Annotated in this window: 24 protein-coding genes and 1 pseudogene; 10 read left to right on the top strand and 15 right to left on the bottom strand. The window is 56.7% G+C overall.

Going from position 1 to position 25,382, the window contains the following annotated elements; translation table 11 throughout:
* Window positions 1-21: 21 nt before the first annotated feature.
* Entirely contained in the window at window positions 22-822 is an 801-nt protein-coding gene (locus GZ092_RS06330) for a TatD family hydrolase (RefSeq protein WP_293635435.1), read from the top strand.
* Window positions 819-1,490 (top strand): ankyrin repeat domain-containing protein, encoded by a 672-nt coding sequence (locus GZ092_RS06335; protein WP_293635437.1) that lies wholly within the window; start codon window positions 819-821, stop codon window positions 1,488-1,490. The genes GZ092_RS06330 and GZ092_RS06335 overlap by 4 nt, the downstream gene beginning before the upstream one ends.
* 118 nt (window positions 1,491-1,608) lie before the next feature.
* On the opposite strand, the gene GZ092_RS06340 is transcribed toward GZ092_RS06335, so the two are convergent.
* Entirely contained in the window at window positions 1,609-2,622 is a 1,014-nt protein-coding gene (locus GZ092_RS06340) for a DNA-binding protein (protein WP_293635438.1), read from the bottom strand.
* A 115-nt stretch (window positions 2,623-2,737) separates the two neighbouring features.
* Here GZ092_RS06340 and GZ092_RS06345 point away from each other — a divergent pair, with 115 nt between their 5' ends.
* The 3 genes and pseudogenes from GZ092_RS06345 to GZ092_RS06355 form a co-directional block, all read left to right on the top strand.
* Window positions 2,738-3,802: a tyrosine-type recombinase/integrase gene (locus GZ092_RS06345; RefSeq protein WP_293635624.1), complete on the top strand. Its 1,065-nt coding sequence runs from the start codon at window positions 2,738-2,740 to the stop codon at window positions 3,800-3,802.
* 94 nt (window positions 3,803-3,896) lie between these two features.
* Window positions 3,897-4,865: a hypothetical protein gene (locus GZ092_RS06350; protein ID WP_293635440.1), complete on the top strand. Its 969-nt coding sequence runs from the start codon at window positions 3,897-3,899 to the stop codon at window positions 4,863-4,865.
* 57 nt (window positions 4,866-4,922) lie between these two features.
* Window positions 4,923-5,156: pseudogene (locus GZ092_RS06355) on the top strand (catalase); the annotation flags it as partial.
* Between the two features lie 3 nt (window positions 5,157-5,159).
* On the opposite strand, the gene GZ092_RS06360 reads toward GZ092_RS06355, so the two are convergent.
* The 6 genes from GZ092_RS06360 to guaB all read right to left on the bottom strand — a co-directional run bounded on the left by GZ092_RS06360 (window position 5,160) and on the right by guaB (window position 12,738).
* Window positions 5,160-6,083, bottom strand: a complete 924-nt coding sequence (locus GZ092_RS06360) for an adenylate/guanylate cyclase domain-containing protein (RefSeq protein WP_293635442.1) — start codon at window positions 6,081-6,083, stop codon at window positions 5,160-5,162.
* 56 nt (window positions 6,084-6,139) lie between these two features.
* The gene (locus GZ092_RS06365) at window positions 6,140-7,099 is read right to left on the bottom strand and encodes an LD-carboxypeptidase (protein ID WP_293635444.1); all 960 of its coding nucleotides are present in this window, start codon (window positions 7,097-7,099) and stop codon (window positions 6,140-6,142) included.
* 151 nt (window positions 7,100-7,250) lie between these two features.
* Window positions 7,251-8,489 (bottom strand): tRNA adenosine(34) deaminase TadA, encoded by a 1,239-nt coding sequence (gene tadA / locus GZ092_RS06370; RefSeq protein WP_293635447.1) that lies wholly within the window; start codon window positions 8,487-8,489, stop codon window positions 7,251-7,253.
* Between the two features lie 302 nt (window positions 8,490-8,791).
* The gene (locus GZ092_RS06375) at window positions 8,792-9,439 is read right to left on the bottom strand and encodes an FMN-binding negative transcriptional regulator (RefSeq protein WP_293635449.1); all 648 of its coding nucleotides are present in this window, start codon (window positions 9,437-9,439) and stop codon (window positions 8,792-8,794) included.
* Window positions 9,440-9,563: 124 nt separating this feature from the next.
* Window positions 9,564-11,186: a glutamine-hydrolyzing GMP synthase gene (gene guaA / locus GZ092_RS06380; protein ID WP_293635451.1), complete on the bottom strand. Its 1,623-nt coding sequence runs from the start codon at window positions 11,184-11,186 to the stop codon at window positions 9,564-9,566.
* An 82-nt stretch (window positions 11,187-11,268) separates the two neighbouring features.
* Window positions 11,269-12,738, bottom strand: a complete 1,470-nt coding sequence (gene guaB, locus GZ092_RS06385; protein WP_293635453.1) for an IMP dehydrogenase — start codon at window positions 12,736-12,738, stop codon at window positions 11,269-11,271.
* A gap of 152 nt (window positions 12,739-12,890) precedes the next feature.
* Between guaB and GZ092_RS06390 the strand changes: the two genes are divergently transcribed.
* Window positions 12,891-13,418, top strand: a complete 528-nt coding sequence (locus GZ092_RS06390; protein WP_293635455.1) for a DUF4124 domain-containing protein — start codon at window positions 12,891-12,893, stop codon at window positions 13,416-13,418.
* A 21-nt stretch (window positions 13,419-13,439) separates the two neighbouring features.
* On the opposite strand, the gene GZ092_RS06395 is transcribed toward GZ092_RS06390, so the two are convergent.
* Window positions 13,440-13,805: an RnfH family protein gene (locus GZ092_RS06395; RefSeq protein WP_293635457.1), complete on the bottom strand. Its 366-nt coding sequence runs from the start codon at window positions 13,803-13,805 to the stop codon at window positions 13,440-13,442.
* Entirely contained in the window at window positions 13,792-14,238 is a 447-nt protein-coding gene (locus GZ092_RS06400) for a type II toxin-antitoxin system RatA family toxin (RefSeq protein WP_293635459.1), read from the bottom strand. The genes GZ092_RS06395 and GZ092_RS06400 overlap by 14 nt, the downstream gene beginning before the upstream one ends.
* 71 nt (window positions 14,239-14,309) lie before the next feature.
* Between GZ092_RS06400 and smpB the strand changes: the two genes are divergently transcribed.
* From smpB to GZ092_RS06420, 4 genes are all read left to right on the top strand, one after another.
* Entirely contained in the window at window positions 14,310-14,867 is a 558-nt protein-coding gene (gene smpB, locus GZ092_RS06405) for an SsrA-binding protein SmpB (protein WP_293635461.1), read from the top strand.
* Window positions 14,868-14,981: 114 nt separating this feature from the next.
* Window positions 14,982-15,356 carry a hypothetical protein gene (locus GZ092_RS06410; RefSeq protein WP_293635463.1) on the top strand — a complete coding sequence of 125 codons (375 nt, stop codon included), beginning with the start codon at window positions 14,982-14,984 and terminating at the stop codon, window positions 15,354-15,356.
* 40 nt (window positions 15,357-15,396) lie between these two features.
* On the top strand, window positions 15,397-15,951 hold the full coding sequence (locus tag GZ092_RS06415) for an RNA polymerase sigma factor (RefSeq protein ID WP_293635465.1): 555 nt from the start codon (window positions 15,397-15,399) through the stop codon (window positions 15,949-15,951).
* A gap of 12 nt (window positions 15,952-15,963) precedes the next feature.
* Window positions 15,964-16,791, top strand: a complete 828-nt coding sequence (locus GZ092_RS06420) for an anti-sigma factor (RefSeq protein WP_293635467.1) — start codon at window positions 15,964-15,966, stop codon at window positions 16,789-16,791.
* A gap of 41 nt (window positions 16,792-16,832) precedes the next feature.
* Here the strand turns inward: GZ092_RS06420 and GZ092_RS06425 are convergent, their stop codons facing one another.
* The 6 genes from GZ092_RS06425 to infB form a co-directional block, all read right to left on the bottom strand.
* Entirely contained in the window at window positions 16,833-17,966 is a 1,134-nt protein-coding gene (locus tag GZ092_RS06425; protein WP_293635469.1) for an enoyl-CoA hydratase/isomerase family protein, read from the bottom strand.
* A complete protein-coding gene (locus GZ092_RS06430) occupies window positions 17,963-18,838 on the bottom strand; it encodes a DMT family transporter (protein WP_293635471.1) in 876 nt (291 codons plus the stop codon). The genes GZ092_RS06425 and GZ092_RS06430 overlap by 4 nt, the downstream gene beginning before the upstream one ends.
* A 106-nt stretch (window positions 18,839-18,944) precedes the next feature.
* Window positions 18,945-20,759, bottom strand: a complete 1,815-nt coding sequence (gene typA, locus GZ092_RS06435) for a translational GTPase TypA (RefSeq protein ID WP_293635473.1) — start codon at window positions 20,757-20,759, stop codon at window positions 18,945-18,947.
* A gap of 37 nt (window positions 20,760-20,796) precedes the next feature.
* Window positions 20,797-21,837, bottom strand: coding sequence for a tRNA pseudouridine(55) synthase TruB (gene truB / locus GZ092_RS06440; RefSeq protein WP_293635475.1), 1,041 nt, complete (start codon window positions 21,835-21,837; stop codon window positions 20,797-20,799).
* 87 nt (window positions 21,838-21,924) lie between these two features.
* Window positions 21,925-22,290 carry a 30S ribosome-binding factor RbfA gene (rbfA, locus tag GZ092_RS06445; RefSeq protein ID WP_029524823.1) on the bottom strand — a complete coding sequence of 122 codons (366 nt, stop codon included), beginning with the start codon at window positions 22,288-22,290 and terminating at the stop codon, window positions 21,925-21,927.
* An 80-nt stretch (window positions 22,291-22,370) separates the two neighbouring features.
* The gene (gene infB, locus GZ092_RS06450; protein WP_293635477.1) at window positions 22,371-25,358 is read right to left on the bottom strand and encodes a translation initiation factor IF-2; all 2,988 of its coding nucleotides are present in this window, start codon (window positions 25,356-25,358) and stop codon (window positions 22,371-22,373) included.
* Window positions 25,359-25,382: the final 24 nt, after the last annotated feature.

The following is a 25,382-nucleotide window of genomic DNA, read 5'->3' on the forward strand; positions in this document are numbered from 1 at the left end:
ATCTACATAGTCCAACATAAAATGTTCACAGATTCCCATTGCCATCTGAATTTTCAGGAACTTAAAGAAAACCTTCCTGAAATAAGACAAGCCATGAAGGAGTCGCATGTCAACAGGGCATTGTGCATTTGCACTACGCTGGAAGAGTTTGATGCAGTTCACCAGCTAGCCACTACTTATGACAACTTCTGGTGCACAGTTGGCGTGCATCCTGATAATGAAAACGTCCAGGAACCCAAAATAGATGATCTTCTCGAGCGAGCCAAACTTGAAAAAGTAGTGGGTATTGGCGAAACAGGTCTTGACTATTACCGTCTGGGCGAGCGCTCGATTGCCGACATGGAATGGCAACGCGAGCGTTTTCGGGTACATATCCAGGCCGCTTTTCTCACCGGAAAACCTCTTGTTGTCCATACCCGAAGTGCTTCCGACGATACGATTGCCATCTTGAAAGAAGAAAGTAGAAATGCCGCTAAAAAAGGGGGACAGATACGCGGTGTTTTCCACTGCTTCACTGAAACCATGGCGGTAGCACGAGCGGCACTGGACCTTGGTTTTTACATCTCTTTTTCAGGGGTGATCACATTTAAAAATGCAGGGGACATTCGTGAGGTAGCTGGTTTTGTACCCCTTGACCGGCTTTTAATCGAGACCGACAGTCCTTATCTAGCCCCCATGCCTTACCGGGGGAAAACCAACAATCCGTCTTATGTACCTTTTGTGGCAAAACAGCTTGCCGAAATCAGGCTGGAATCGCTTGAGACGATTGCCAACGCGACCAGCCGCAATTTTGAACAGCTTTTCACCGGTGTAAATGCATGACTGGACCCTCTGCTTCATATGCGAAAAAACTTTGTCTTGTATTTTTGCTCGCGGCCACAGGTGTAGCATGCGCGGGGTCCTTTGAGGATTTTTTCAATGCCATCAGGCAGGACAACGCGGGAAGGGTCAGCGAACTCCTTGCCAGAGGATTCGATGCAAATACGACCGATTCCAAAGGCCAGACTGGCTTGTATCTTGCCTTGCGCGAGCCGTCACCCAAAGCGGCCCAGGTATTGATGGATTGGCCAAAAACCGACGTCAACAAGCTCAACGCGCAAGGTGAAAGCATTCTGATGTTGGCAGCACTGAAGGGCCAATTGGAGTTGGCAGACAGGCTCATCAAAAAGGGAGCCGATGTGAATAAAACCGGCTGGACGCCGTTGCATTACGCAGCCAGCGGCGGAAATACTGCTCTCATTGACCTGCTGCTTGAAAACAGTGCCTACATTGATGCAGAGTCACCAAATGGCTCCACGCCCCTGATGATGGCCGCCATGTATGGCTCTGAAGCATCGGTCAAACTGCTACTGCAGCAAGGCGCTGACACAAAACTAAAAAATCAGCAAGGACTGACGGCACTGGACTTTGCCCAGCGAGGAAAAAGACCTGACTCGGTGGAAGCAATCGCTGCAGCGATTAGAAGCAAACGGCCAGTTGGCCGTTGGTGAAAAATTACTATTTAGCGCCTACAAATTAACATTCCACGATGTATATTATGTTAACTAAATCTTGGGTTTAAAAGAATAAAAATAGTTTCCTGTGTTTTTTCTTCCCTTTCCAAGGTCTTCATCTTTTACGAATGCTGCGTGTTCGTTTGAACTTGGAAACCAAAAATTTTGATGCTGGGTTCGGTTCATTTTCCCGGTTCAGAAAGGCTTCTGTCAAACGTGCAGCGGCACTTTTGCTATCGTTCAACTGAGCTTTCAACAACTCTTGAGTTTCATGTGCGCGGGAATTGGAAATGGCGAATGCCTCCCGAAGCGCATGAATTTCTGCTGATTGATCTGTGTAGAGCGCCTGGACTTTTAACTGCTCTTTCACGTGAATCCGAATTCTTTCTTCCAGGAATATTTTTTCTGCGGCAAATTGCTTCCGAACCGTTTCTGCCTCCCTGCATACATTCTTTGTTTCCTGCCTGGCCCGGTCAATTTCCTCAAGCAATCGATGTTGTGAAGTCTGGGCTCGCTCTTCGATCTTCTGTCGTTCCACGAGATGACCTGTAGTTATTTCCTGATTGCGAAGTCGCTCAGAGTCCCGCGTTGTTTCTACAATAACCAGTCTGTCTCCAAGGCTACGCATCTCCGTTTCAAACCTGTTCACCAAGCGTTGCGCTTCACTCAAGCGTGCAAGTGCATCATCAGTGATGCTTTTGGATGAAATGACAGCTTGCTCAAGCGCCTGGTGTTTCACCACGCTTACCTGCTCCATCCGAACAAATCCTGCTTCACGTTCATTCATAGCTTGTGTAGCCTGGGTCAGTTCGTCTTGAGCTTGCACAATCTCCAATGAAGCGGTTTCCCTGCCCTTTGACAAAGCAAATTCCCATGCCTCGTTGAGTGCCTGCTGAAGTGCTTTTGGAACATTGTTGGTCTCAACATCTTGTTTGTTGACGCCAAGTCGAGATGCCAAAGTCGCAAACCACGTCTCAAGCATCGGGCTGACAGTGTTCGGGGAACCACGACCAATTTTTTGCCTGACTCGCTCAATGGTAGGCCTGAGTCCATCGGCGATAAGGCTGTCTGCAGCCGACCACACGTCTTCTTGTTGAATTCCCCGGTTGCTATTAATTCTTGACGCCATTGATCACTCCGATGCTATATTTACCCTCGATAAAAGAATGTTATCGAGGTCTAACAAATATAAATTGTTATACATCATACATCTTATGTATTTAATAATACACTCATTCATGATTATGAAAATTTTCCTTGATATCCACGCTTCAGTATTGAATCCGTTTGCCCTTGATGTCGGGGCCCAAAGCGCGGTCGAAGATTTACTGAGAGAAGGTCAATCTGCCAATACGCTTGCTAGTTACCGTAGCGCGCTAAAGTACTGGGAAGCCTGGCATGGAATGCGTTACGGCTTACCAATACAGTTACCCGTATGTGCTTCATCGGTGTTGCAGTTCATCGTTGATCATGCACAACGCATCTCGGAAAAGGGCCTGGTGTCAGAACTACCCCATGCCATTGACATGGCCCTAGTCAGTGGTGGCTACAAGCGAAAGCCAGGGCCTCTTGCTCACAATACCTTGGTGCACCGAATTGCGGTGCTTTCGAAGGTGCATCAGATTAGATCGCTGACGAATCCCTGTCATGACAACAAGGTCAGGGAACTTCTTTCACGCACACGCAAGGCGTATGCGAAACGTGGCGTTTTGCCGAACAAAAAAGATGCACTAACAAAAGATCCGCTCCAGTTGATGCTGGCGAGCTGTGATGACAGTATTCGCGGCAGCCGGGACCGTGCGCTGCTGCTCTTCGCTTGGGCAAGCGGAGGGCGGCGGCGATCAGAAGTCGCCAATGCAGACATGAAATTTTTGAAAGCTGTCCCTCACGGATTTACCTACACCCTGGTTCATTCGAAAACAAATCAGGCAGTACGAGACAAGCCAGAAAATGACAAACCACTGTTAGGAACTGCAGCAACTGCGATGACAGATTGGCTACAGGTCTCTGGCATTGTTGAAGGTCCGATCTTCAGGCAAGTCCGAAAGGGAGGCCAACTTGGCCCGGCACTGGCAGGCGCAGCTGTAAGGGACATTGTGAAACACCGTTCTGACCTTGCAGGTATTGATGGAGATTTTTCAGCTCACTCACTGCGCTCTGGATTCATCACTGAAGCAGGCCGTCGAAACATGCCATTGGCGGAAACCATGGCGATGACAGGACATCAGAGTGTCGCAACAGTGGTGGGCTACAGCCGCGCAGGCGCAGCACTTTCAAGCCGAGTAGCGCGCCTTTTCGATGATCTTTAACAGCCAATTGCATTGGCTAAAAGCGCTTTGATATATCTGATTTATCAGCATGAAAGACGGTGCTTGTAGGACAAAATGGATTGTTAGGAGATTCATGCCCAACCAATGGCAAAATCAAAGGATGAGGAAAATATCTAATTTATATATTCGAAGTAATATATTAGTGTCACTGTGCATTTTTGCAATTTTTGCCTTCTCGAGCATTGAAAACTCTTTCGCCCAGGTCACGCTACCCCTAAACAGTGATTCAAGTTACGCAGCACTGATTGAAAAGCATGCAAAACTTAAACCTCAATTAGCGCAAAATATTTACCATCGTCCTCTGGTTTTCGAATCAGTAGAAAATTCCGATAATGTAAGTAGCTCAGTTTATGCTGTATTAAACTCTCCATTTGACTTGGTGAGTTCAACTTTTAAAAAGCCTGATCTGTGGTGTGAAGTATTAATACTTCATCTGAATACAAAATATTGCAATGCGACTTCGGAATCCGTCAATCCAGCCCGGATTGTTGTCAACATAGGAAAAAAAACGCCTCAGCCGCTCGCTGACACCTTTCCTCTTGAATTCTCTCACCAGGTTAGTGTCGAAACGTCCAAATATATGTCAGTGGAATTGCACGCAAACAAAGGTCCTTTGAATACGACAGATTATCAGCTTGAGTTGCGTGCTATTCCTTTGTCCGAAGGAAAAACGTTTATTAATCTTCGTTACTCTTATAAGTACGGGCTAGCTGGCAAGCTGGCCATGAACACTTATCTGTCCACTTTGGGCCGCGGTAAAATTGGTTTTACCAAGCTGGCATCAGGTGGCAGTACTGATTATGTTGGAGGAATGCGAGGTGCTGTGGAACGCAACACCATGCGTTATTACTTGGCAATAGAAGCTTATCTTGCATCACTTAAACAGTCCGCAGCGCAACTACCAGATGCAAGATTGCAGTACTGGTTTGATGCAACTGAAGAATATTCCCTGCAGCTACGCGAAGTAGACCGTTCAAGCTACCTAGCCATGAAGAAGGATGAATATGCGCGCCAGCGGAAAACCCCTCTTACCATTCATTAATTGTGGCTATTATAGTAACCATCCCAAGGCTTTGCCGGGGGATGGTTACTTCAGGATGCAATCAAATTTCCAGATCTGATCCATACACTCAAACCCGAATCTCATCATGAATTACCTCAAGCCAGTAGCGCGCACGATTCATTTTGGGATTTTGCCTCTTTCGCCCCTGAAGTAGCCCATATGCTTGATGTACGCAAAGTGCTTGATAGGCAGGTGCCGCAAGCTTTTCAATCGGCCATAACTCTTCATCGATATCGGGATCGGATGAATTTAGACACAGTTCCAGCTTGAAGTCTAGACATCAGTTTCTTTGTGAAGCTTGAAGGAAACGGTGGGCACGGTGAAATCTTGAAAAGAAGCGCCAAGGGCCATTTCTCCATTAAGGAGTAGTACGCAATCCTGCCTGCGTAAAGGAATAACAGACTCCTCGTTGGAAAACCTTACCCATGTGCCATAACTACTGATATCTTTCAAATAAAATTTTCCCGCCCGCCATTCGATCATGGCATGTCTGCGTGACACCCTGGGATCCTGAACCACAAATTGAGCATCACTATCTCGGCCAAGATAAACAGGAAACTCAGCGGTGGTAAATCTCGCGTTCAGATCGAGCCATGAAAATTCAATATAGGTTGGATTGGTATATTGATTGTCAAAAGACGAAGGCATCAAACTGGCAGGCATGGTGAAAATTTCAGACAACAATTCGTCCTGCCATTCGACACGATGGACAATACAAAATTCTGCCCTGCCTCTGATAGCCATAGGGCCAAGGCAGCGTGAGCGCAACGCGAAAGCATCCGGCAGATGTTGAATCACACTATCACTGACAAGTATTTGTTCTGAACCCGATAGGTCGCTGAGACGGGATGCCACATTGACGGCGTCACCATAGCAATCGCCGTCTTGCTCGACAACATCACCACGTGCCATCCCTATCTGAAGCCTCATTTTTAAAAGACGCGGCCAATGGCTAATCCTTTCATAGTGAATCTTCTGAAGTTCGCTGCCAGCAGCAACTGCATCCTGACTTTCCTTAAACAGGATGAGGACACCGTCGCCCAAGGATTTCACAACTTGTCCACTGTGCTTTTCACAAATGCTGGCTATCCATTGTGTCAGGCGGGTAATTGCCTGAGTAGCCTTGACATTGCCAAGTTTTTCGAAAACACCGGTGCTTCCAGTAAGATCCGCAAAAACGACGGTGAACTCAGCCATGGGTGTGGATGCTACCTGTTGTACGGGATTAAATTACAGCATGGCTGATTCGCTGCTCAATGCTGATGTCCCCAAAGCAAAAATGCGTCTCGACCATCGACTGCAAGGGTAACAGGCAGACCCACTGGCAGAACAACCTTGGTGGCGACATGCCCGAAAGGAAGTCCGGTAAGGACTTGCGCAGTCACCTGCCTTTTTAACCACGCGATCACACTGGCCATCTTGTAGCCTTTGTCGTGTGCCACGAGTTTGTACTGACTGAACTGGCCAAATATGATTGCTTTTTGCTGTGCAAGTATGCCAGCCTGTAGCAGTTGGGCGAGCATACGTTCTACCCGGTAGGGATGCTCGCCCACATCTTCAATGAATAAGATGCCATTTTTTATGACGGGAAGATAAGGTGTTCCGACCAGCGAAGCCAGCATCGCCAAATTACCGCCCCACAGCACAGCATGATCAATGCTGTATGGATCATTTACAACGTCTGCGCTTGACGGAACGTCTTCTCCAGCTATTTTTTTAATAGCTGTTTTTGGTAATCGCCAACCACTACCCTCCCCTTGCCCTGTCACCAGATCTCCAAAACAGGCTTCCATGATGTCATCAGCGCCTGCTGCAGCGCCAAAATCTTCACCCAGCGCAGGCCCCGCCCAACTGACTGCGCCTGTCTTTGCCAATAGCGCCATCTGGAATGCGGTGAAGTCGCTAAACCCGACAAATTGGGTACCACAGCCTACAGCTTTTGCAACGGCCTGGTAATCAATGGCGGGAAGAATACGTGTAAGGCCATAGCCGCCACGTGAAATCAGCGCCACATCGGCGCCGCTGGCTGAAGCCCTGTGTATGGCCGCAAGTCGTGTTTCATCGTTCCCTGCGAAGCGCTGATGGCTTGCCAAGGCAGCCTCATCGATCTCCACTTCATAACCCAGTGCTGTCAGGCGCTTAACACCTCTTTTAAAAGCCGACTTGTCGCGCACAGCACTGGAGGGAGAGTAAATATAGATATGTTTTTTCACAATACCGAGTATCCCATTCCTGAGGTTGTGATTTGGTTGGGTTACGTTTGTACAAACATATTATTTCGACAGATAAGGATTTCTAATTTCTTAATAGATGTGTAGATTACATTAAATTTTAATTGATGCAGTAGAGGCCCACAACACGCATTTAGCGCTTGCTGTGAAAAGTCCAGAAACTTTCAGTTTCGCGAAAAATATCCCGATTTTCTGCATTGTCAAATCCCTGCGCCATAACCGACAGTACAAGCGATCCCGTCCGATAGCTCTGCCCGGGGAATGGTGCATCGCATCCTGGATCGATTGAATGGCTGGGCTGAATCTTTTTTAATTTGCTTGAATGAATCAAACAATGATCGTTATCTATGCGGCGTCTTGCTTGATTCCACACTAGAAGCCCCCCGTTTAAGGTTTGCTCATCTTCGGTAAAACTGCCCTCTACACTAATGCGCTGCAGACCTCTATAACGCAGAGGTGCGGCCATCGGCAGCGTCAAACCCAGCAGGCTTTGCCGTTCTGGAAGCACCAGCACTATGTTGCGCAGGTCAAGAGCCTCAACCAGTTCAACCATAATCTGGCGATGCCTTGCCAACGTATGAAAAGCGGCCTTCTTGGGCTTGTCGCTTTTCCCGAATCCGATCAAATCCGGTACTACGACCCGGTCTCCGGATTCAAGCAAAGAGGAAATCAATTGTCGAAACCCGTAACTCCAGCCACTAAAGTCATGCAGGCACAAGTAGGTAATCGACTCCTGCTTGGCCGCATCTCCAGACGAAACCATTTTCTCGTCAAGATAATGCATTCGCAAACGGTCAAGGGCGGGCAAGTCGCTGCGATAGTTTGGATTCCAGGGATAGTCAGGCAAACCATCGAAGGCAGCATCGGGCGTTCGCAGTGCGTCATCGCGCAAGGGATGACGCCGCCGTGCCGATGCACGCTGCTCAACCCGGCGCTGGCGAAAAAAATCCTGCATCAGTGCGCAGCTCGCTTCGGCCAGCATTCCGCCCTGCCACTCGGTTCGGTGGTTGAGCGCAGTTGTTGCAAACAGGTTAACAACGGAACCGGCCGCCCCGGTCTTGGGTTCAGGGGCGCCAAATACCACACGTTTGAGCCGCGCGTTCAGGATGGCGCCACTGCACATCGCGCACGGCTCCAGCGTGACAAACAATTCGCACTCGTTCAGCCGATAGTTTCCGAGAATTTTTGCTGCAGCCCGCAAGGCGACGATCTCGGCATGGGCTGTTGGATCATGGCCACTCACCAGGGCATTGCGACCAGTGGCAATTACTTGGCCTTGCCTCACAAGCACAGCCCCGACGGGAACCTCCCCTGACTTAGCCGCCATTCTGGCCTCATCAAGGGCCAGTGCCATAAAATCAGCATCAGTCATTTGCTACTTAAAGTATAGCTATAAACCGAATAGGGTCGTGCGTAAGTGCCATTTTTCACTCTCCATCGACAGCTCTCGGCCGTTGCATCGCGGCTTCGAGCGACTGCCTGACGTGTTCCTGAATCTGCTGACTCTGCAGCTGAGGATTTTTGGCACCGGACAATCCTGTCGGCTCAACATTAGTCGGAGGGGCAAGCACGGGGTTTTGCGCTCCCGTCACAGCCCCAATCTGCTTTTTTGCCAGTAGCCCAACGACAGCCAGCACGATCAACAAACTTATCATCCCGAAAACCAGACGCATTTCAACCCTTCAGACTGTTTGGTGAATCCCTGGAGATATGTTTTATCCAGCGTCCAAGGTCCTGTTCGGCATCATTGCCACTTTCATAAACGGCCTGCGTAGCTAAAAGGGCTTCGGGCCGGTGCTGGTTGAGTTTTAACTTGCATTGCAGGTCGGTCACCTGCAACTCGAACGCCACGATGCCAGCCAGCATTTTCCGGGTATACGCATCATCCATTCCGCGCCACTGTTCAGCATAGGCAGGCTCGTGATCGCCTATGAGTTTTTTCAGGAGATTATCCTTGGCCGCAGCGTCTTCCACCAGTGTCGCCTGCACGGTGCAGTGCACTGCCAGGTAATTCCAGGTCGGAACCCGGGCAAGGTCAGGGTAAACCTTGGGCGACAGATAGGCATGCGGCCCGAGAAAAGTCACGACCGCCTGCGGCCGGTCCCGCAAATAGCGCCAATGGGGATTTCCTCTGGCGACATGTCCCAGCAGGGTGAACGTCTGTGGCCCAGCAGGATCGTCCGTCATTTCCAGATGCAGCGGCAAATGGGTAATGAAAGGCAGATCCGACGCGTCAATGCTGATTAGGCTGGCAAAGGGGTGTTGACGAATCAGGTCCGCAGCCTGGGCGCGGTCGCCTTCAAAATGGGGAGGCAGGTACATGGCCGCAAGCTTAATCCGGAATCACATCCAAGTCGTGACCGGACCTGCTGGAATATCGGGCTTTTGACATGGCACAGCAATGCTTCGTAATACGTTCAAGCCAGCGAAATCGCCAATCAACGGCTTATTCCCACTCGATGGTTGCAGGCGGCTTGCTGCTGACGTCGTAGGTGACGCGGTTGATGCCGCGCACTTCGTTGATGATGCGGCCGGACACCTTTTTGAGCAGCGCATAAGGCAACTCCGCCCAGTCGGCAGTCATGAAGTCGTTGGTTTGCACAGCGCGCAGCGCCACCACATACTCATACGTGCGGCCATCGCCCATCACGCCGACGCTTTTCACTGGCAAGAATACCGTGAAGGCCTGGCTGGTCAGGTCATACCAGTTCTTGCCGGTTTGCGCATCCTTGAAGTTTCGCAACTCTTCGATAAAGATGGCATCGGCCCGGCGCAGCAGATCGGCATATTCTTTTTTGACTTCTCCCAGGATTCGCACGCCCAGCCCCGGCCCCGGAAAGGGATGGCGGTACACCATGTCGTGCGGCAGTCCCAGCGCCACACCCAACTCGCGCACCTCGTCCTTGAACAGTTCACGCAGCGGTTCGAGCAGCTTCAAACCCAGCTGTTCGGGCAGACCACCGACGTTGTGATGGCTCTTGATGGTGACGGCTTTCTTGCTCTTGGCACCGCCCGACTCGATCACGTCAGGATAGATGGTTCCCTGGGCCAGCCATTTAGCGCCCTTGTAGGCACCGTCCAGCCCCGCCTTGAGCCGGGCGGCTTCCGCCTTGAATACCTCGACAAACTCACGACCGATGATCTTGCGCTTGGCTTCCGGGTCGCTGACACCGGCAAGGTGGCCCAGGAACTGCTCGGCGGCATCAACACGAATCACCTTGGCGTGCAGCTTGCCAACAAACATGTCCATCACCATGTCACCCTCGTTCAGGCGCAACAGGCCGTGATCGACAAAGACGCAGGTGAGTTGGTCGCCAATGGCGCGGTGAATCAGTGCGGCAGCCACGGAGGAGTCGACACCACCCGACAAGCCCAGGATGACTTCCTCGTCGCCGACCTGCTGACGGATTTTCTCGACCGCCTCGGCAATGTAGTCGCCCATGACCCAGTCAGGACGGGTAGCACAAATATCAAGCACAAAGCGGTTGAGGATGGCTGCGCCCTGCTTGGTGTGGGTAACTTCAGGATGAAACTGCAGACCGTAAAAATGCCGTTCCTCGTCCGCGATACCGGCAATTGGGCAACTGTCGGTGCTGGCCATGAGCTTGAAGCCTGGCGGCATTTCAGTCACCTTGTCACCATGGCTCATCCAGACCGTGAGCATGCCCTGCCCTTCTGGCGTGGTGAAGTCCGCAATGTCCTTGAGCAAAGCCGTGTGGCCGCGCGCCCGGACATCGGCATGTCCGAATTCGCGCTTGTGGCCGCCTTCGACCTTGCCGCCCAGCTGGTACGCCATGGCCTGCATGCCGTAGCAGATGCCCAGCACCGGAATACCCAGTTCAAACACCGACTGCGGCGCCTTGTCGGTGGCGTCTTCATAAATGCTGGCGTGGCTGCCCGACAAGATGATGCCCTTGAGGTTGCCGTCGCTTGCATATTCGCGAACCCAGGCATCGCTCACGTCGCAGGGATGGACTTCGCAGAAAACATGGGCTTCGCGTACCCGGCGTGCGATCAGTTGTGTGACCTGTGAGCCGAAATCGAGAATGAGGATTTTTTGGTGCTGCATGAAAGACGCCTTGGGCGATGGTTCAGTCAAAAAAAGAAAAAGGGCGTCTGCCAACAGACGCCCAGGATGCGTGGGACAAGCTTCAGTCAGCGCGGTAGTTCGGCGCTTCCTTGGTGATCTGCACGTCATGCACATGGCTTTCGCGGATGCCTGCGGAGGTGATCTCGACAAACTCGGACTGGTTGTGCATTTCTTCAATCGTGGCACAGCCGCAGTAGCCCATGCTGGCGCGCAATCCGCCGGCCATCTGGTAAATGATGGCAACCATGGAGCCTTTGTAGGGCACGCGGCCTTCAATACCTTCGGGAACCAGCTTGTCGGCATTCGGGTTGCCGGTGCTGGACTCCTGGAAATAGCGGTCGGCGCTGCCCTGCTGCATGGCGCCAATGCTGCCCATACCACGGTAGCTCTTGTAGCTGCGGCCCTGGAACAGGATGACTTCGCCTGGCGCCTCTTCGGTGCCGGCAAACATGCCGCCCATCATGACCGTGCCGGCGCCGGCCGCAATCGCCTTGGCAATGTCGCCGCTGTAGCGGATGCCACCGTCGGCAATCAGGGGAACGCCGGTGCCGCGCAAGGCAGTCGCGACGCTGTCAATGGCCATGATCTGCGGCACGCCGACGCCAGCGACGATGCGGGTGGTGCAGATGCTGCCCGGGCCGATGCCGACCTTGACCGCATCAGCGCCGGCCTCAACCAGCGCCAGTGCTGCGGCGCCCGTGGCGATATTGCCGCCGATCACGTCAATGTGCGGATAGTTCTGCTTGACCCAGCGAACCCGGTCAATCACGCCTTTGCTGTGACCATGTGCGGTATCGACCACGATGGCATCGACGCCGGCGCGCACCAGCGCTTCAACCCGCTCCTCGGTCCCCTCGCCCACGCCGACAGCCGCGCCAACGCGCAGCTTGCCGTGCAGGTCGCGCGCGGCATTCGGAAAGGTGGTCTGCTTGGTGATGTCCTTGACCGTGATAAGGCCCTTGAGCTCGAACTCGTCGTTGATCAGGAGCACGCGCTCCAGGCGGTGCTTGTTCAGCAGCGCCTTGGCGTCGGCCAGCGTGGCCGTTTCGGGCATGGTGATCAGGCGATCGCGCGGCGTCATGATGGTGCTGACCGGCACGTCCATGCGCGACTCGAAGCGCATGTCGCGACCGGTCACGATGCCGACGACCTTGCCGCCGTCAATCACTGGAAAACCGGAAATGCCGAGTTGTTCGCTCAGCGCCATGACCTGGCGTACGGTGTGCGTCGGGGTGATGACGACCGGGTCGCGCAGCACGCCACTTTCATAGCGCTTGACGCGGGACACTTCGGCCGCCTGCTGCTGCGGGGTGAGGTTTTTATGAACGATGCCGATGCCGCCCTCCTGCGCAATGGCAATCGCCAGCCGCGCTTCGGTGACCGTGTCCATGGCGGCCGAAACCAGCGGCAGGTTCAGGCGGATGTTGCGGGAGAACTGGGTGGAAAGCAGGGCGTCCTTGGGAAGGACCTGGGAGAACGCTGGCACCAACAATACGTCGTCGAAGGTGAGCGCTTTGCCGAGTAGGCGCATAGAGAAAGCTCCAAAAAGTCGATTGTACCTTTGCCCCCGATGAGTCCCGTCCTTACACTCGTCGCCCTCGCGGCCCATGCTTGTGAGCCCTCTTGATTCAGCATAGCCGGCAAAATGCGCGCAGCATCGAAACACAGGGATACACTTTCGTCATGGACTTCAAATTTCTGACACGAACCGTGGTTCTGGCCCTGGCCGGTAGCGTATTGACGATTCCAGCACTTGCCCAATGGCAATGGCTCGACAAAGACGGCCGAAAGGTATTCAGCGACCGGCCGCCGCCGCCCGACATTCCGCTGAAAAGCATCCTGAAGGAGCCTGGATTCAAGGTGCCCAATCCCCCTCAAGGTGAGGCTGCCAGTACGACAGCCCCTGCGGCATCGGCACCTGTCGCCAAAGGCAGCATGCCCAAGCTCTCGGGCAGGGATGCAGAACTCGAAGCCCGTAAAAAGCAGGCTGATGCTTTGGAGGAAGGTAAAAAGCAGGCAGAAGCGGAAAAACTTGCGAAAGCCAGGGCCGACAATTGCGAACGGGCAAAAAAAGGTCAGGCCACGCTGAAGTCTGGCGTACGCATTGCGCTCACCAACGCAAAAGGAGAACGCGAATTCATGGATGACGCCGCCCGCTCCTTGGAAACCAAGCGCCTGCAGGCGATAGCCGAAAGCGACTGCGCCAAGTAAGGTGCTTGCCCGCTGATCGGTTCAGTAACCAGCTTTTGAACCAGGTCGCTTCACGGTGAACAACCCCGCGCTTTTGGCCCCCTGACGGTCAAAACGCTCGCGCCTGGCGGTTTTCGGATCGACGCGCAAAGGCCGGTAGATTTCTATCCGGTCCTTGTCTGCCAGCAGATGGTCCGGCCGGATTCTTCGCCCCCAGATACCTGCCAGCAGCCGGTTTTCCGCAAGCGCCGGAAATTCCTCGAAGATGCCGCAAGCCGCAAGCGCTTGAATGACGGTTGCGCCGGCCTCAAGCTCAAGCTGCCATTCTCTGACCTGGCGCGGGGCAGGTGAATAAACCAGCGTGATGTTCAGGCGCAAACCCGCTTTGGATGGCTCAGGTGTCGCCATAGACGTGAGAAGCTCGCTTGACGAAGGCATCCACCAGGCTGCCTGCGATCTTGTCAAACACCGGCCCGACCAGCGACGCCAGTGTTCCGTTGTCAAAGGCATAACTCAGGGTGAACTCGACCTTGCAGGCGCGCTGGCTGCCGTCACCCAGCGGCAGGAAGTTCCAGTCGCCTTCCAGCCGGGAAAAAGGACCTTTGACCAGTTTCAGGCTGACCTTCTGGTCCTGCTCATGCTGGTTACGCGTGGTGAAGCTCTGCCGGATACCGGCAATGGAAATGCCGACCTTGGCCACCATGCCCTGAGCCGTTTCCTCTTCCACCGAAGCACGGTCGCACCAGGGTAAAAATTGCGGATAGCTGACAACATCGGTCACCAACGCGAACATTTCAGCGGGGCTGTACCAGATAAGAACGGACTTGTGAACGGTTTTCATACAATCTAAGGCTGGGGGCAATTGTATGAGCCACAAGTGCTGCTTCGCCCCTCTGCTCCACTATCTTAGCCATGGTCACCAAAGAAGCAAACTCCTCCAAAAAACCCGCTGCGGCCTCTTCAGGGAAACCGACAGGAAAACCAGCCGCCAATCTGTCACCCAAGGCAGCCGCCGCCGCCGTGCGCATTGCCGACAACAAGAAGGCCACGTTCAACTACCACATTGAAGAGCGGTTTGAAGCCGGCATGGTGCTGGAAGGCTGGGAAGTCAAGTCGGTGCGCGAAGGCAAGGTACAGCTCACCGACGGCTATGTGGTGATCAGGGGTGGCGAGTTGTTCATCATCGGCTGCCAGATCAACCCGCTGGGCACCGCCTCCACCCATATCCGGCCCGACTCGGTGCGCACCAAGAAGCTCTTGATGCACAAGGAAGAGATTCGCCGCCTGATCGGCAAGACCGAGCAGAAGGGTTTCACGCTGGTGCCGCTGAACATGCACTGGAAGGCCGGCAAGGTGAAGTGCGAGATCGGCCTCGCCAAAGGCAAGGCCGAGCATGACAAGCGCGACACCATCAAGGACCGTGAAGGCAAGCGCGAAGTGGATCGCGCGATGAAATCAAGAAACCGCTAAAGACACAGCGCATAGGCGCAAAAAAAATAGTTTTTCGAGAGGGAATAAACAGGCGACCAAAGGTGTTTATCCCGGTGCAGCCACTTGCTGCGCAACACCACCAGGAGAAACCTCATGAAAATCTTGTCCATTGCCTTTCTGACCGCTGCATTGGTGGGCGGATCTGCCGCCATGGCCGCCGGCAGCCCCGCCACCGTCGCCGATGGCGTGCTGGTCGGCCCCAACGGCATGACGCTGTACGTGTTCGACAAGGATGCTGCCAACAGCGGCAAATCGGCTTGTAACGGCCCGTGCGCCACCAACTGGCCACCCTTGATGGCTGCCGATGCAGACCAGGGCGCCGGCGACTATATGGTCATCACTCGCGACGATGGCAAAAAGCAATGGGCCATGAAAGGCAAACCGCTCTACTACTGGTCCAAGGACAGCAAGCCCGGCGACAAGACCGGCGACGGCTTCATGACTGTCTGGCACACCGCCAAACCCTGATGACCGGCCCGGCTTTCCCGCCCACCGGGCCAGGCAAGCCGTGAACCACTTTCCGGTCACCGAGCACATCCCCAGCCTGCGCCGCTACGCGCGGGCGCTGACTGGAGATGCCTGGACTGCAGATGACCTGGTGCAGGACACGCTGGAGCGGGCCTGTTCCAAGTGGCGCTTGTGGCTGGCGGGCAGCGACCTGCGGGCCTGGCTTTTCACGTTGATGCACAACTTGTATGTAAATGATATTCGTCGAACAGCCAGGCAGGCGGAGGCAGGCATCCGCGTCAATGTTGATGATGTGCTTCATGAACTGCTTGCGCCCGAGAGTAGCACCGCCCAATCGCTTGATCTGCAGCGCTGCCTGCTGCGCCTGCCGCAGGATCAGCGCATCGTGCTGCTGCTGGTCAGCCTGGAAGACCTGAGCTATGAAGAAGTGGCGCGAATTACGCGGGTTCCCATCGGAATCGTGATGTCGCGCCTGTCGCGGGCACGCAGCCGCCTTCGTGAACTGATGGACAGCCCGGCAAAACCGATTGCATCGGCGGCACCGGCAACAGCGCCATCCTCGCCTGCACCCACGGTGCTGCGGCGCCTGAAATGAGGGTTGAAAAGCATGCATGAACCCCACAGCGAACCCACCCACGAGCAAATCCATGCGCTGGTCGATGGCCGCCTGTCTGCTCACGAACAAGCCCAAGCCATGGCGGCGCTGGCGGGTGACCCGGTCGCGCTTGAAACGTTTCAGGACTGGCAGGCGCAGCGCGAAGCCCTGCGCGCACTACACGCATCCTTGCTCGAAGAACCGATTCCCGAGACGCTGATGGCGGCTGCCCGCCGCAGCCAGCAGGGCCGGCAGCAGTTCGGTCAATGGTCGCGCTGGGGCGGCATGGCGGCAGCCGTGGTGCTGGCTTTTGGCGTCGGCTGGCTGTCGCATGGCCAGTTTGGCCAGACCGACATGGCGTTTGACCAGAAACCGTCGGCGCAGGCCTTCGTGCGCCAGGCTTCGGTGGCCTATGCGGTGTTTTCGCCTGAAGTCCGCCATCCAGTGGAAGTCACCGCCGCGCAGCAGGAACACCTGGTGCAGTGGCTGTCCAAACGCCTCGGCAAACCCCTGAAGATTCCTGTATTGGCCGCGCAAGGCTATGAACTGGTGGGCGGCCGGCTGCTGCCCGGCGATGACGGCGCCCGCGCCCAGTTCATGTTCCAGAATCCGGCAGGCATGCGCGTCACGCTCTACCTGGGCGCACTCGATGGCGACGCGCTGCCCCATGCGGCGGGAGCGCCCAAAACAGAAGTGGGAACTACCGCTTTCCGCTACAGCGCAGAAGGTGGGGTAGCGTCCTTTTACTGGGTCGATCAGGGTTTTGGCTATGCGCTGAGCGGTGCGGTGCCGCGTGAGGAATTGATGCGGCTGGCGCAACTGGTTTACCAGCAGCTTTGAATCGCTTTCGCAAGAACCCGCTGGCAGCAAAGCCTGAAGGTCTACAGGCTCCGCAGCGGATGCGCCTCGGCAGCCCAAGGGCTGATGAAAAACGCATCGGCCATGCCGGGCTTCACGTCCTCGATGCGCGCCGGCTTCCATTGCGGCTGATAGTCCTTGTCCACTGCCAGCGCGCGGATTCCCTCGACGGTTTCGCTTTGCGCCCCGGGGCGCAGGTGAAAGCACTGATGCACCATGTCCCGCTCCATGCGCAGGTCATCGGCCAGCGTCATGCTGCGGGCGCGGCGAATCTGCTCCAGCGTCACATGCAGCATCAGCGGCGAGCGCTTGCGCAGCACACCGGCCATCCGGCTTGCCCAACGGTCGTCCCTGGCTTTTTCCAGCGCATCGACGATGTGCTTGACCCGCAGCAATGAGAAAAATGCATCAATATGGCCTGTTTCGCAGGCCGGACGGGCACTGTCCGCTATGAATTTTGATGCAATCCATTGATCAGCTTCAGCGGCCGATGCCCAAGGCGTGGTACCCAGTTCCGCCCACAGCGCCGGCAGGTCACCCGCATCCAGTTTTACATCAGCCAGTCCGTAGCCGATGGCCTCGTCGGCGCCAATGACTTCGCCGGTCAGCGCCAGGTATTCGCCCACATGGCCGGGGCAACGGCTCAGGAAATAGCCGCCGCCCACGTCAGGGAACAGGCCGATATTCGTCTCGGGCATGGCCATTTTGGTGCGCTCGGTGACGATGCGTACCCGCGCGCCCTGGCTCAGGCCCATGCCGCCGCCCATCACCACGCCGTCCATGAAGGCGATGAAAGGCTTGGAATAGGTCTGGATCAGGTGGTTGAGCTGGTATTCATCGGTGAAGAAGTCGTCCAGCGCAGGATCGCCGGCCAGCGCTGCCTGGTGGAAAAACCTGATGTCGCCGCCGGCACAAAAACCGCCGAACAGGCTGTCAGGCGTTCCGGGGCGTCCCAGCTTGTTGGTGCCGCGAATCGCCACCAGCCGCACCTCCGGGTCGTCCTGCCAGGCGCGCAGGATGGCGAGCAATTCGCGCACCATGGGCAGCGACAGGGCATTGAGCGCCTTGGGCCGGTTCAGCGTGATCAGTCCGGCATTGCCCTGGCGCTCGGCCAGCACGTCACCGGCCGCATCGATTTTGTTGATTTCTGTCGTCATGCTCTCTGTCTCCATCCAATCAATTCATTCACCACCAGCGCGCCAATGACCAGCGAACCGCCGGTCAGCACACTGGAACCTGGCACCTCGCCGGCACCCACCCAGGCCAGCAGGATGCCAAAAATCACTTCCAGCAAGCCCAGTAGCGCCACCTCGGGCGCCTTGAGCACTCCGGCGCACAGCACCGCCAGCACACACGGAATCGCCAGTTGAAAAAGTCCCAGTGCCGCCAGCAGGACGATGTCGTGCGTTGTCGCCGAAAAAGGAAGCGCCAACGGCAAGGTGGCCAGCGACGACAGCGCCGCCCCGATCAGGACCGCAGGCACCAGATTGATTTTCTGGCCATGGGCGCCGCCATGCTGCACCACCGTCCAGTTGCAGGCGCCTGCTACCGGCACCATCAGCGCCACCAGCGTCCCAGCCAGCTGGCTGCCCAGGTCCATCTGGCCGCCATACATCCAGACAATGCCGGCGCTGGCCAGCGCAATCGCAACCCAGGTCCGCGCGGGAATCCTGTGGCCGATGAAGACACGAGCCATCAGGGCCGTGATAAAGGGACCGAGCGCCAGCGTCACCAGCACATTGGCCACGGTGGTCAGCGTCAGCGCCACCATGAAGGCGGTGAACATGATGCTCCAGCAAACGCCGGACAACCACAGCGCCTTGCCGCCATGACGGATTTTCGAGAAAACCGCCCGCCCCTGAAACAAAGGCAGGATCACCAGCAGCGACGCCAGCGTGAAAAAGCTGCGCCAGAAGGTTACTTCAAAGCTGCGCGCCGCCTCCAGCTGCCGCGTCACCACACCAGCCATGGACCATAGCAGCGTCACCAGCACCATCACGGCCACCGCGCGGGAATGCGTCAAGTTCATCAAGGGCACCTGTGCGAACGATAAAAAGGCCACTGCATGCAGTGGCCTTCAACGAGTATTTCAGGCATTCAAGCCTGATCCACTGAACGGCCGAAGCCGTTCAAGCTCAGCGGCCTGAGCGCTTGCGCTCGCTTTCAGTCAGGTAACGCTTGCGCAGGCGAATCGACTTGGGCGTGATTTCAACCAGTTCGTCGTCCTCGATGAACTCGACGCCGTATTCCAGCGTGCATTCGATCGGCGGCGTGATCTTGATCGCGTCTTCCTTGCCGGACACGCGGAAGTTGGTCAGCTGCTTGGTGCGCGTGGCGTTGACCACCAGGTCGTTGTCGCGGCTGTGGATGCCGACGATCATGCCTTCGTACACCGGATCGTTGGCCTTGACGAACATGCGGCCGCGGTCGTCGAGCTTGCCCAGTGCGTAGGTGAAGATTTCACCGGCGTCCATGGAAATCAGCACGCCATTCTTGCGTCCGCCAATGTCGCCCTTGTGCGGCTCGTAGCAGTCAAAAATATTGGCGATCAGGCCGGAGCCGCGCGTCAAATTCAGGAATTCGTTGGTAAAACCGATCAGGCCACGCGCCGGAATGCGGTATTCCAGGCGCACGCGGCCACGGCCGTCCGGGTCCATGTTGACCAGCTCGCCCTTGCGCTCGCCAAGTGCCTGCATCACGCCGCCCTGGTGCTGCTCTTCGATGTCGGCAGTCACCAGCTCGATCGGCTCATGCTTTTCACCATTCACGTCTTTCATCACGACGCGCGGCTTGGATACAGCCATCTCAAAACCTTCGCGGCGCATGTTTTCCAGCAGGATGGTCAGGTGCAGCTCGCCCCGGCCCATGACTTCGAAAATGCCTTCTTCGTCGGTTTCCTTGACGCGCAGGGCGACGTTGTGCTGCAGTTCCTTTTGCAGGCGGTCCCAGATCTGGCGGCTGGTTACGTACTTGCCTTCGCGGCCGGCCAGCGGGCTGGTGTTGACGCAGAAATTCATGGTCAGCGTCGGCTCGTCAACCTTGAGCATGGGCAGCGGCATCGGGTTGACCGGGTCGGTGATGGTCACGCCAATGCCGATGTCGGTCAGGCCGTTGATCAGCACGATTTCGCCGGGGCCGGCTTCGGTCGCCTGCACGCGCTCCAGGCCCTGGAAGGTCAGCACCTGGTTGACGCGGCCCTTGACAGGCTTGCCGTCCGGGCCTTCCATCACGACCACGTCCATCATCGGCCGGATCGTGCCCTGGCTGATGCGGCCCACGCCGATGCGGCCGACGAAGGTCGAAAAGTCGAGTGCAGAAATCTGCAGTTGCAACGGCGCGTCAGGATCACCCTTTTGGGCTGGCACGTGCTTGAGCACGGTGTTGAACAGGGCCGACATGTCGGGACCCCACTGCTCGCCTTGCTCGCCTTCTTCCAGCGACGACCAGCCATTGATGCCCGAGGCATAGACCACGGGGAAATCAAGCTGTTCGTCGGTGGCACCGAGCTTGTCGAACAAGTCGAACGTGGCGTTGATCACCTTGTCAGGATTGGCGCCCGGCTTGTCCACCTTGTTCACCACCACGATGGGCTTGAGGCCCAGGGCCAGCGCCTTCTTGGTCACAAAGCGCGTCTGGGGCATGGGGCCTTCCTGCGCGTCGATCAGCAGCACGACGCCATCGACCATGGACAGCGCGCGTTCGACTTCGCCGCCGAAGTCGGCGTGGCCCGGGGTATCGACGATGTTGATGTGCGTGCCTTCCCAGGTCACGGCGCAGTTCTTGGCCAGGATGGTGATGCCACGCTCTTTTTCGATGGCGTTGTTGTCCATCACGACTTTTTCGTGGTCGGCGAAGGTGCCGGACTGGCGCAGCAACTGGTCGACCATGGTGGTCTTTCCATGGTCAACGTGGGCGATGATGGCGATGTTACGGATTTGTTTATGACTCATGGTGGACTTTCTGGGAACTTGAAAAACGGTATTTGGATTAATGTTGAAAAGAGCCGGCATCCGTGGGTTCAGAGGCTGCGGCCATGGAAACTGGCGTTAAAACTTCGGTCGCACACTGGGCTGATTGCAGGAGGTCCTGGACTTCAACCGGGCTCAGCAAGCGCTGGGGAATCAACTCGTCGGCACAGATATGGGCAGAACCCAGAAATGCAGCGGGCTCGCTGCCATACACCTGCACCAGCGGTGCATCGGCACCCCACTGGCCCCGGCGACGCAATCCGCTCAGGAAACGTCCTGCATTATCGGCGTCCAGCGTGACGGATGGGTAAGCGGCCACCAGCGACTGCGGCGGCAGCAAACAGGCATCGCGCTCGGCTTCGGTCATCGCTTCGAGCGCAGCCAGTGTCACGCATTGCGCAGCCACAAAACCTCCGGTTTCGATCCGGCGCAGCGAACCCAGGTGCGCGCCGCAACCGATGGCCTCGCCAATGTCTTCGCCGAGCGTACGAATATACGTTCCCTTGCTGCAGCTCACTATTATTTTAATAGCTGCTTGCGCCCGTGGATCATGCGCAATCGCCATATTTAGCTTGAAAATCGTGACGTGGCGGGCTTCCCGCTCGACCTCAATGCCCTTGCGGGCATATTCATACAGCGCCTTGCCGTCCTTCTTCAGCGCCGAGTACATCGGCGGCACCTGCGCCAGCGGGCCGGTGAAGCGCCGGGTGATCGATTCCAGCAGTTCGGGCGTGATGCCGGGTACTGGGCGGGTTTCAATCACTTCACCTTCGGCATCGGCCGTGGTGGTCTTCTGGCCCAGCAGCAGCACGGCTTCATAGGTCTTGTCCGCGTCGAGCTGCAACTGGCTGAACTTGGTGGCCGCGCCAAAGCACAGCGGCAGCACGCCGGTCGCCAGCGGATCGAGCGTTCCGGTATGGCCGGCTTTTTCTGCGCGCAAAAGCCATTTGGCTTTTTGCAGCGCCTGGTTGCTTGAAAAACCCAGCGGCTTGTCGAGCAGCAACACGCCATGTACGGGACGTCGCTGGATTTTCTGGCGGAGAGAAGTTGTTTGCGTCATAAGCTTTGACAGGCTCGGCGTGCGGGCTGGCCCGAACGCCCGGTGGCACCGTTGCCCCCGAACCTGTCAAAGGGGAACGGCGCGGCGTTAGTCCTGGGCGCGCGAAGAAACCGCCTTGGCAATCAAGGCGTTCAGGTCGGCCGCACGTTCGGTCGTCTGGTCGAAATGGAAATGCAGCGTCGGCACGGTGTGCGTCATCAGACGCTTGAACAGGCCGTTGCGCAGGAAGCCTGCCGCCTGGTTCAGCGCGATTTCGCACTCCTTCGGATCGCCGACCAGCACGCTGAAATAAATCTTGGCATGGGCATAGTCGGGCGTGACCTCGACCGACTGGACCGTCACCATGCCGACGCGCGGGTCCTTCAACTCGCGCGCGATCAGTTCCGTCAGATCGCGCTGGATCTGGTCGGCCACGCGAAAGCTGCGGTTGGGAGTAGATGATTTTTTACGCATGTATTGGGGTCTGAAGTTGCAGTCCTGGTTTCGAGAAGGCCGTTCGCCAAGCCCCGAGGCTGGCGAACGGCGCTGATCTCTTACAAGGTCCGGGCCACTTCCTTGATTTCAAAGAACTCCAGGATGTCACCGACTTCGATGTCGTTGTAGTTCTTCAGGTTCAAGCCGCACTCGAAGCCTTCCTTGACTTCCTTGGCATCGTCCTTGAAACGCTTGAGCGAGTCGAGTTCACCGGTGAAGATGACCACGTTCTGGCGCAGCAAACGCAGCTTGGCGGTGCGGCGAACCACACCGGCGGTGACCATACAGCCGGCAATCGAGCCGATCTTGCTGACCTTGAAGATGTTGCGAATCTCGGCATTGCCGATGATTTCTTCCTTCTTGTCGGGCGTGAGCATGCCGGACATGGCGGCCTTGAGTTCGTCCACCGCGTCATAAATGATCTGGTAATAGCGAATGTCAACACCGTTGTTCTCGGCCTGCTTTCGCGCCTGGGCATCGGCACGGGTGTTGAACCCGATCAGCACGGCCTTCGAAGCAATGGCCAGGTTCACGTCGGATTCGGAAATACCGCCAACACCCGAGTACACCAGCTGGACCTTGACCTCGTCGGTCGAGAGCTTGAGCAACGACTGGGCCAGCGCTTCCTGCGAACCCTGCACATCAGCCTTGATGATGATGGGCAGGAGCTTGACTTCGCCGGCGTTGATGTCGGAGAACATGTTCTCCAGCTTGGACGCCTGCTGCTTGGCCAGCTTGGTGTTGCGGAACTTGCCGGCACGGTAAGTGGCGATTTCGCGCACGCGGCGCTCGTCGGTCATGACCATGAAGTCGTCGCCAGCTTGCGGAACTTCCGTCAGGCCCTGGATTTCGACCGGAATCGAAGGACCGGCGGTCTTGATCGGCTTGCCGTTTTCGTCGAGCATGGCGCGCACGCGGCCATAGGTCGAGCCCGCCAGCACCACGTCGCCCGCCTTCAGCGTGCCGGACTGGACCAGCACGGTGGCGACCGGGCCGCGGCCCTTGTCGAGGCGCGCTTCGATCACCAGGCCCTTGGCCAGGGAATCGACCGAGGCCTTGAGTTCGAGCACTTCGGCCTGCAGCAACACCTGCTCCAGCAGGTTGTCGATGCCGGCGCCGGTATGGGCAGACACGGGCACAAACGGTGAATCTCCACCAAACTCTTCGGGCACCACGCCCTCGGTGACCAGTTCGCCCTTGACGCGCTCCAGGTTGATGCCGGGCTTGTCAATCTTGTTGATCGCCACGACGATCGGAACGCCAGCGGCACGGGCGTGCTTGATGGCTTCCTTGGTCTGCGGCATCACGCCGTCATCCGCCGCGACCACCAGGATCACGATGTCGGTGGCCTGCGCACCACGGGCACGCATGGCGGTGAACGCCTCGTGGCCCGGGGTGTCGAGAAAGGACACCATGCCGCGCGGGGTTTGCACATGGTAGGCGCCGATGTGCTGGGTAATGCCGCCTGCTTCACCGGAGGCCACCTTGGCGCGCCGGATGTAGTCAAGCAACGAGGTCTTGCCATGGTCAACGTGACCCATGACGGTGACCACCGGAGCGCGTGGCAGCGCTTCAGCCTGCTGGCCCTGCACGTCGTCATCGGTGAAGGCTTCCGGATCATCCAGCGCGGCAGTGAGTGCCTTGTGGCCCATTTCTTCCACCACGATCATGGCGGTGTCCTGGTCCAGCGGCTGGTTGATGGTGACCATCTGGCCCAGCTTCATCAAATGCTTGATGACCTCGGACGACTTCACGCTCATCTTGTGTGCCAGTTCACCCACGGTGATGGTTTCGGGCACATGGACCTCGATCACCTTGAATTCGGTCGGCGCGACAAAGTTCGATTCCGGACGCACGTCACGTCCGCCACTGCGGCGTCCACGCGGCCCGGCGCGGAAATTGCCGCGACCCGGCACCACCGGAGCGCCACGGCTAGGGATGCCTTTTTTCTTGGCCGCGTCATCTTTCCAGGTCGAAGACAGGTTCTCGGACTTGACTTCCTTCTTGCCGGCGGCGCCTGGCGCAGCAGATGCACCCGCGGCACCTGTAGCAGCAGGTTTGGCGGCACCAGGGGCAACGACCGGCTTGTGCAGGGTTCCCTTCATCGCGACCTTGGGGTCGACGTGGGGAACCAGGACACGCTTGGGCGCAGACAGCATGGCGCGAATGCCGGCGGCTTCTGCCTCGGCCTTGCGGCGGCGTTCCTGCAGGTCCACGGCCTTGGCCGCATCCGCCTGGAATTCAGCAGTCGCCTTGGCTTTGGCAGCCGCCTGGAGGGCAGCGGCTTGAGCAGCCTTGGCGCTTGCAGCTTCGGCGGCCTTGCTGGTTTTTTCAGCAGCGGCAGTGTCCACGATCGTTTGAGCTTCCACGGCAACAGTTGCAGCAAGCGGAGCAACTGGCGCCGGCTTGAAGATTTTGCCGATGGTCGGCTTGGGCTTTTTCGCAGCTTCGGCAACAGCGGCGGCTTGTGCAGCCGCTTGCGCCTGTGCCTGGGCCTTCGCCTCGGCTTCAGCTTTTTGTGCCGCGGCTTCGCGCTCCTGCTCTCGGGCTGCGTCCTGCGCGGCCTGTTCGTCGCGCACACGGCGCTTTTCCGTCAGTTCCTCTTCCTGGCGACGCAGCAGCTCGGCATTCCGGTTGGCTTCGTCTTCACGGCGGACCAGTTCGGCGTCTGCTGCAGCCTGAACCTGAGGAACAGTCACGGTGACATCCGGCTGCGCTTCTTCAACCGGCAGATCCGCTTCATCTTCGCGCCTGATGAAGGTGCGCTTCTTGATGGTCTGGACCGGGATGGTGCGGGCTCTGCCAGTGGAATCGGCCTGCTTGATTTCCGAAGTGGATTTCTTCATCAAGGTGATCTTTTTGCGATCAGCCGCGACGGTGCCATGGCTGGCATGCAGATAGCCGAGCAGCTTTTGCTTGTCGGATTCCGACAAGGGGTCGCTGGCCTGCGATTTTGCAACGCCTGCGCTGGTCAATTGCTCGATCAGGGTGGCGGGAGATTTATTCAATTCAGCTGCGAATTCAGCGACGGTAGTGGTACTGGACATATTTGGTTTTCCTGACTGGCCTCC

This window comes from Polaromonas sp. (assembly GCF_010365105.1).
GTDB lineage: Bacteria > Pseudomonadota > Gammaproteobacteria > Burkholderiales > Burkholderiaceae_C > Polaromonas.